This is a genomic window from Mycobacterium colombiense, from assembly GCF_001672755.1.
GTDB classification, from domain to species: domain Bacteria; phylum Actinomycetota; class Actinomycetes; order Mycobacteriales; family Mycobacteriaceae; genus Mycobacterium; species Mycobacterium colombiense_C.
In genome coordinates this window covers 1-7,318 of record NZ_LZKI01000011.1, presented here as the reverse complement: position 1 = coordinate 7,318, position 7,318 = coordinate 1, and the positions used below count along the sequence as shown (strand labels likewise).

Annotated in this window: 6 protein-coding genes; 3 read left to right on the top strand and 3 right to left on the bottom strand. The window is 67.5% G+C overall.

Annotated features, from left to right (window positions below; genetic code table 11):
- The coding region (locus tag A5708_RS02145) for a porin PorA family protein (RefSeq protein ID WP_196772498.1) at positions 1-217 on the bottom strand (217 nt) is incomplete at its 3' end.
- A 181-nt stretch (positions 218-398) separates the two neighbouring features.
- Here A5708_RS02145 and A5708_RS02140 point away from each other — a divergent pair.
- Both A5708_RS02140 and A5708_RS02135 read left to right on the top strand, forming a co-directional pair.
- Positions 399-1,580: an acyltransferase family protein gene (locus tag A5708_RS02140; RefSeq protein ID WP_065027049.1), complete on the top strand. Its 1,182-nt coding sequence runs from the start codon at positions 399-401 to the stop codon at positions 1,578-1,580.
- 158 nt (positions 1,581-1,738) lie between these two features.
- Positions 1,739-3,082 carry a lipase family protein gene (locus tag A5708_RS02135; protein ID WP_065027048.1) on the top strand — a complete coding sequence of 448 codons (1,344 nt, stop codon included), beginning with the start codon at positions 1,739-1,741 and terminating at the stop codon, positions 3,080-3,082.
- A 50-nt stretch (positions 3,083-3,132) separates the two neighbouring features.
- Here the strand turns inward: A5708_RS02135 and A5708_RS02130 are convergent, their stop codons facing one another.
- Together A5708_RS02130 and A5708_RS02125 are read right to left on the bottom strand one after the other, a co-directional pair.
- Complete coding sequence (locus A5708_RS02130) at positions 3,133-4,605, bottom strand: AMP-binding protein (protein ID WP_065027047.1); 1,473 nt, start codon at positions 4,603-4,605, stop codon at positions 3,133-3,135.
- Positions 4,598-5,578 (bottom strand): phosphotriesterase, encoded by a 981-nt coding sequence (locus A5708_RS02125; protein WP_065027046.1) that lies wholly within the window; start codon positions 5,576-5,578, stop codon positions 4,598-4,600. Before A5708_RS02125 ends, A5708_RS02130 begins: the two co-directional genes overlap by 8 nt.
- A 124-nt stretch (positions 5,579-5,702) precedes the next feature.
- Here A5708_RS02125 and A5708_RS02120 point away from each other — a divergent pair.
- Positions 5,703-7,318 (top strand): acyl-CoA dehydrogenase family protein (locus A5708_RS02120; protein ID WP_065027050.1); only part of this gene is annotated, 1,616 nt, incomplete at its 3' end.

Below are 7,318 nucleotides of genomic sequence, written 5' to 3'. Positions count from 1 at the left end.
GCACGTTCTGGTTGACGACGACGTGGTCGGTCGACAGCGACGCGGAGTCGAGGGTGGTTCCGGTGCCGTCGCTGATCAGCGTGGCGTCGACGTCCAGGGGGACCTTGGTGATCCTGCTGGTGGTGTACGTCGTCAAAAGCAGCGCGGCGATAAGCAGGGCAGCTCCGAGTCCGATGATCCCGCATGCGGCGAACCGCAACATGACTGCTCGGTTCACGTCGCTGTGCCCTCCTCAATTCCTCGCTTCATCAGCCGCGACCCGACCCGAGCAAGCAGCCCGGGGCAAACTCGTCTGACCCTAACAGCACAAAGTAAGGCAGCGACTTACGAACCTATGGCTCGCGCGGACGGGTCCAGCGGGTGTACCCACTCGCCGGTCAACACATCACAGGCAAACTGTGGTGGTGAGCGACGACCAGCGGGTGGGCGGGGTCCGCAGCTTCCTGCCGGCCGTGGAAGGCATGCGCGCCTGCGCCGCCATGGGTGTGGTGGTCACGCACGTCGCGTTCCAGACCGGGCACTCCAGCGGCGCCACCGGCAGGTTGTTCGGCCGCTTCGACCTGGCCGTCGCGGTGTTCTTCGCGCTGTCGGGTTTTCTGCTGTGGCGCGGACATGCCGCGGCGGCAAGGGATCTGGGACCGCGCCCGCGTACCGGCCACTACCTGCGGTCGCGGGTGGTCCGCATCATGCCCGCCTACGTGGTGGCCGTCGTCGTGATCCTGACCCTGTTGCCCGACGCCGACCACGCCAGCCTGACGGTATGGCTGGCCAACCTGACGCTCACCCAGATCTACGTGCCGCTGACGCTGACCGGCGGGCTGACCCAGATGTGGAGCCTGTCCGTCGAGGTCAGCTTCTACCTGGCGCTGCCGATCCTCGCGCTGCTGGCCCGCCGCCTGCCGGTGCGGGCCAGGGTGCCCGCGATCGCCGCCCTGGGCGCCCTCAGCTGGGCGTGGGGCTGGGTACCTCTCTTTTCGGGAGGCGGCGGTCCTGGGATCAACCCGCTGAACTGGCCGCCGGCGTTCTTCTCCTGGTTCGCCGCCGGCATGCTGCTGGCCGAGTTGGTGCACAGCGGGATCGGGTTGCCGGTGCGCATCGCTCGCCACCGGCTGTTGATGGCCGCTGTCGCGGTGGTCGCCTATTTGATCGCGGCGTCGCCGCTGGCCGGTCCCGAAGGCCTGGTGCCCGGCACCCCGGCCCAGTTCGCGGTGAAGACGGCGATGGGCTCGTTGGTGGCTTTCGCGCTGGTGGCCCCGCTGGTACTGGACCGGATGGACACGCCGCATCGCATCTTGGGGACCACCGCGATGGTGACCCTGGGGCGCTGGTCCTACGGGCTGTTCGTGTGGCACCTGGCGGCGCTGGCCATGGTGTTCCCGGTGCTCGGCACGTTCCCGTTCACCGGCCGCATGCCCACGGTGTTGGTGTTGACGTTGATCTTCGGCTTCGCGATCGCCGCGGTCAGCTATGCGCTGGTCGAATCGCCGTGCCGAGAAGCGTTGCGTCGCTGGGAGAAACGCGAGAGGCCGGGCGAGCCGGCTCAGGCGGTCGATGCCGAGGCGGACGCGATCGCGCCTTGAGTCTGCCCGGACCGCCAGCTGAATTCCTCTCCGGGCGGTACCGAAGGTCTCGAAACCTCATTTATGGGTAACCCCGAGTGTGATAGAGCGGCGGGTCACCGGGTGCCGGTAGCGGCAAAGGCAACGAAGTCGCTTCGGCCCTGGAGAGGTGTTCAACCATGGACAACGACATGGTCGTGGCACGGTCGATCGCGGGCACGCCCCATGAGGACTTGCGTCCTGCCGAGCGTCCGCTCTTGCCGGATGACGATCCCTTCTACCAACCGCCGCCGGGGTATGAGCAGGCTGAATGTGGCACCGTGCTCCGCTCGCGCACCGTCGAGTTGGGCTTTCTGGGTGTGCTGCCGCAAAGCTTTCCGGCCACCCAACTCCTCTACCGCAGCACGAACCTGCACGACGACCCGGAGGTTGCCGTGACCACCGTCTTGCTGCCGGAACAGCGCGATCCGCACGCGATGTGTCCGGTGCTGTCGTATCAGTGCGCTATCGATGCGGTGGCGTCACAATGTTTCCCGTCGTACGCGCTGCGCCGCGGCGCCGGGGCGATCGGCGCGTTCACCCAGGCGGAATTCCTGCTGATGGCGGCGGCATTGGCGGAAGGCTGGGCGGTCTCGGTACCCGACCATGAGGGCTGTCACGGCATGTGGGGCGCACCCCGCGAGCCGGGGTACCGCATCCTCGACGGTGTCCGGGCTGCCCTGAACTGCGAACGGCTGGGCTTGTCAACGTCGGCCCCAGTGGGTCTGTGGGGTTATTCGGGCGGTGGTTTCGCCTCCGCGTGGGCGGCCGAGGCGGCCGCCCGCTACGCGCCGGAACTCAACATCGTCGGCGCGGTGCTCGGCTCACCGGTCGCCGACCCGGAAAGCGTCGCGCGCCGCCTCAACGGGTCGTTTTTCGCCGGACTGGCGGCGCTGATGATCGCGGCGCTGACCGAGGTGTTCCCGGAAGCACAGCGGGTCGTCATTGAGCACGCCACCGAAGAGGGCAGGGCGGTGCTGAACGAATTACGGAAGCTGACCACCGCGGGCGCGGTTCGGCGGTTGCGCAACGCAGACATCGGCTCCTACGTCGACATCTCCACCGACGAACTGTGGGACCTGCCGGAGGTGCGCCACATCTTCGACGAAACCAAGCTCGGCAAGACCCCACCCGCACTGCCCCTGCTGGTGATCCAGGCGGTGCACGACAGAATCATCAGCATCGACGACATCGATCAGCTTGTCGCGACGTATGTCGCCGCCGGGGTAGCGGTCACCTACCACCGCGATCGATTCTGCGATCACCTGCTGCTTCACCCGCTCTCCTCGCCGATGGCCCTGAGATGGCTACGCGACCGGTTCGCCGGACGGCCGCTCGACGAAAACAAGAGCAGTACGGTGTGGCCGACCCTGTTCAACCCGTCCACCTACCTCGGCATGCTGAAGCTCGGCGCGATCACGGCCAAGGTGATCTTGGGACGGCCGGTCCGGTCCCGTCCGCTCTCCAAATCCGACGCGGCGTAGCGGTTCGCCGGGCTATCCCGCGTGCGCATCGCCACCGATCCGCCCGCGGGTCAGCTCGCCTCCGCGGCCGCCAGGCGCTCCAGGATCTGTTCGCGGACCGCCGAGCGGCGGGCCTTGCCGGCGTCGTCGCGCAGCGGGGTGTCGACGAACTCGACGGTGTGCGGCACCTTGTACCCCGCCACGTGGTCGCGTAGAAACGCTTGCACGGCAACCGAATCCAGCTCCGAACCATCGATCGGGTGCACGAGCGCGTACGGCACCTGGCCGAGATCTTCGTGAGGGACGCCGACGACCAGACAGGACAACACATCCGGGTGCGCCGAGAGTGCGTTCTCGATCTCGGCGGGGTAGACGTTGCGGCCGCCGACGGTGAACATGTCGACCCGCCGGTCCGAGAGGTACAGGAACCCGTCGGTGTCGAAATAGCCGAGATCACCCAGCGAGTCCCACCCGTCGCGGCTTTTCGCCGTGGCGCCGACGTAGCGGTAGGTGGGCGCGCTGTCCGGGCCCGGCCGCATGTAGATCTCGCCGACCACGCCGGGCGGGCAGGGGTTGCCGTCGTCGTCGAGCACCTTCATCTGTCCGGCGACCACCACGCCGACCGACCCGCGGTGCGTCAGCCACTGGTCCCCGGAGATGAACGTCAGCGCCTGTAATTCGGTGCCGCCGTAGAGCTCCCAGACTTTCTCCGCGCCCAGCAGGTCGATCCACGCCTGCTTGATGGCGGGCGGGCAGGGCGCCCCCAGGTGCCAGAACCGCCGGATCGACGAGAGGTCGTAGGCGCCCGGGTCGGCCTGGTAGACGGGCAGCGTGCGCTGCATGATCGTCGGCACCGTCGTCAGGAACGTCACGCGATGGTCGGCGATCAGGCGCAGGAACCGCTCGGGGTCGAACCGGCTCATCAGCACCAGGTGATGGCGCATCAGCAACGCGATGGTCGCGGTGGTGAAGCCGGTGTTGTGCGACAGCGGTACCGGCACCAGGGTGGTGTCGCCCTCCTGGGCGCCCAGCGGATAGCCGATCGCCGACGGAATCCGGCTGTCGCCGCCGGATTCGATCAGCTTGGGCCGGCCGGTGCTGCCGCCCGAACCCATCGCCTTCCACACCGGCGACACCGCCTCCGGCAGCGCGTCGTCCGACGGCCCCGGATCGGGCGTGAAACCCATTGGCACGCTGGGTATCTGGTGATGGTCACGGCCGACCAGCAAGGCCGGTGGTCGCAGGTCCACCAAGCCCTGCAGCTCCGCGTCGGGCAACCGCGCGGACAACGGCTGCGGCACCGCGCCCAGCTTCCAGCAAGCCACGGCGGCCTGGATCCATTCGACCGAGTTGGGCAGCACCATGGTCACGTAGTCGCCGACGCCCACACCACGCTCGGCGTAGGCGCGGGCCAGCCGATTGGTCGAGCGGTCGAGCTGTGCGCGGGTGAGGGTAATGCCGTCGCAGGTGACCGCCGGCTCGTCGGGGGCGAGTTCGGCCAGCGCCGAAATCTGCGTGCCGATCGGCGGGATCGGCTCACTCATACGCGCCCTGCCGCTCGAAGATGCGCCGCGGGTTGTCCACCAGCATGGTGTGCAACTGTTCGTCGGTGACGCCGCGCTCCTTGAGCGCCGGGATGACGTCGTTGTGGATGTGCAGGTAGTGCCAGTTCGGCATCACCTGCGACACCAGCTCGTCGGGCAGCGCGTCAAAGTAACAGTTGGCGTCGTGCGAGAGCACCATCTTGTCGGCGTGCCCGCGCTCGCACATCTGCGCCACGGTGTTCACCCGGTCCTCGAACGGCAGGAACGCGTCGATGCCGAAGCGGTCCATCCCGAGGTAGGAGCCGGCAGCGATGAGCTCCTCGAGGTAGCCGATGTCGGTGCTGTCGCCGGAATGCCCGATGATCACCCGGCTCAGGTCGACACCCTCCTCTTCGAAGATGCGCTGCTGCTCGAGCCCGCGCCGCATGCCCGCGTGGGTGTGCGTGGAGATCGGCACCCCGGTGCGCTTGTGCGCCTGGGCCACCGCCCGCAGCACCCGCTCGACGCCGGGGGTGACCCCGGGTGTGTCGGTCGCGCACTTGAGGATCCCGGCCTTGATACCGGTGTCGGCGATGCCCTGCTCGATGTCCCGGACGAACATGTCGGTCATGATCTCCGGGCCGCCGAGTTCGCCGCCCGGGCCGAGGTAGTGGAAGTACATCGGCACGTCGTTGTAGGTGTAAAGCCCGGTCGCCACAACGATATTCAGCTCGGTCTCGGCCGCGACCCGGGCGATCCGCGGGATGTAGCGGCCCAGGCCGATCACCGTGAGGTCGACGATGGTGTCCACGCCGCGGGCCTTCAGTTCGTTGAGTCGCTTGATGGCGTCGGCGACGCGCCGGTCTTCATCGCCCCACGCTTCGGGATAGTTCTCGGCGATCTCGGTGGTCATGATGAACACGTGCTCATGCATGAGGGTGACGCCCAGCGCGGCGGTATCGATGGACCCGCGAGCGGTATTGAGTTCTGACACTCCAGTGATGCTAGGGCGACGGGCACCCGACCAACAGGGTCGTTTTGTTCCGGTCGCCCCGACGGCCGCGCGATTGCAGTACCGTCACCCTCGTCTTCGTCGAGAACCCGCTGGGAGTCACCTCATGTTGCTTAATCCCAACCACCTGCAACGCCAGTACCCAGACCGTCGTTCGGGGGAGATCATGGCCGCGACGGTCGACTTCTTCGAGTCCCGGGGCAAGGCCCGGCTGAAGGCCGACGACCACGAACGGGTGTGGTATTCGGAGTTTTTGGACCACATCGGCCGGGAGCGCATCTTCGCCTCATTGCTGACACCGAGCGCCTACGGAGCGGACGATTGCCGCTGGGACACCTACCGGATCAGTGCGTTCGCCGAGATCGTCGGCTTCTACGGGCTGAACTACTGGTATCCCTTCCAGGTCACCGCGCTGGGCCTCGGGCCGATCTGGATGAGCGCCAACTCCGACGCCAAGCGCAAGGCCGCCGCGCTGCTCGAGGCCGGCGAGGTGTTCGCCTTCGGGCTGTCGGAGCAGACGCACGGCGCGGACGTCTACCAGACCGACATGAACCTCACCCCTGCGCCGGGTGGGGGCTGGACCGCCACCGGGGAGAAGTACTACATCGGCAACGCCAACGTGGCGCGGATGGTCTCCACCTTCGGCAAGTTCGACGGCACCGACGAGTACGTGTTCTTCGCCGCCGACTCGCAGCACGAGCGCTATGACCTGATCAAGAACGTGGTGAACTCGCAGAACTTCGTCGCCAACTACGCGCTGCGCGACTACCCGGTCACCGAGGCCGACATCCTGCACCGCGGCCCCGAGGCCTTCCACGCCGCGCTCAACACCGTCAACGTCTGCAAGTACAACCTCGGCTGGGGAGCCGTCGGCATGTGTACCCACGCGATGTACGAGGCGGTCACCCACGCGTCCAACCGCATCCTGTACGGGACCGTCGTCACCGACTTCACCCACGTGCGACGGCTGCTCACCGACGCCTATGCGCGGCTGGTCGCGATGCGGCTGGTCGCCACCCGGGCGTGCGACTACATGCGCAGCGCGTCGGCCGAGGACCGCCGCTACCTGCTGTACAGCCCGCTCACCAAGGCGAAGATCACCAGCGAAGGTGAACGCGTCGTCACCGCGCTGTGGGACGTGATCGCCGCCAAGGGCGTGGAGAAGGACACCATCTTCGAGGCGATGACCCGCGAAATCGGCCTGCTGCCAAGGCTGGAGGGCACCGTCCACATCAACATCGGGCTGCTCGCCAAGTTCATGCCCAACTTCCTGTTCGCCCCCAACAACGCGCTGCCGTTGATCGGCAGGCGTGACGACGCGGCCGACGACACCTTCCTGTTCGCGCAGGGGCCCACCGGCGGCCTGGGCAAGGTGCGCTTCCACGACTGGCGCGCGCCGTTCGACAGCTTCGGGCACCTGCCGAATGTCGCGCTGCTGCGCTCGCAGATCGACGTGCTCGCCGACATGCTGGCCGGCGCCACCCCGGATGCCGCGCAGCAGAAGGACATCGACTTCGCGTTCGCCGTGGGCCAGTTGTTCGCGACCGTGCCCTACGCCCAGCTCATCCTGGAGGAGGCCGGGCTGTCGGGCGTCGACGAGGGGTTGCTCGACGAGATCTTCGCCGTGCTGGTCCGCGACTTCAACGCCTACGCCGTGGAGCTGTCCGACAAGCCGGCGACGACGGACGAACAGGCCCGCTTCGCGCTGCGGATGATCCGCCG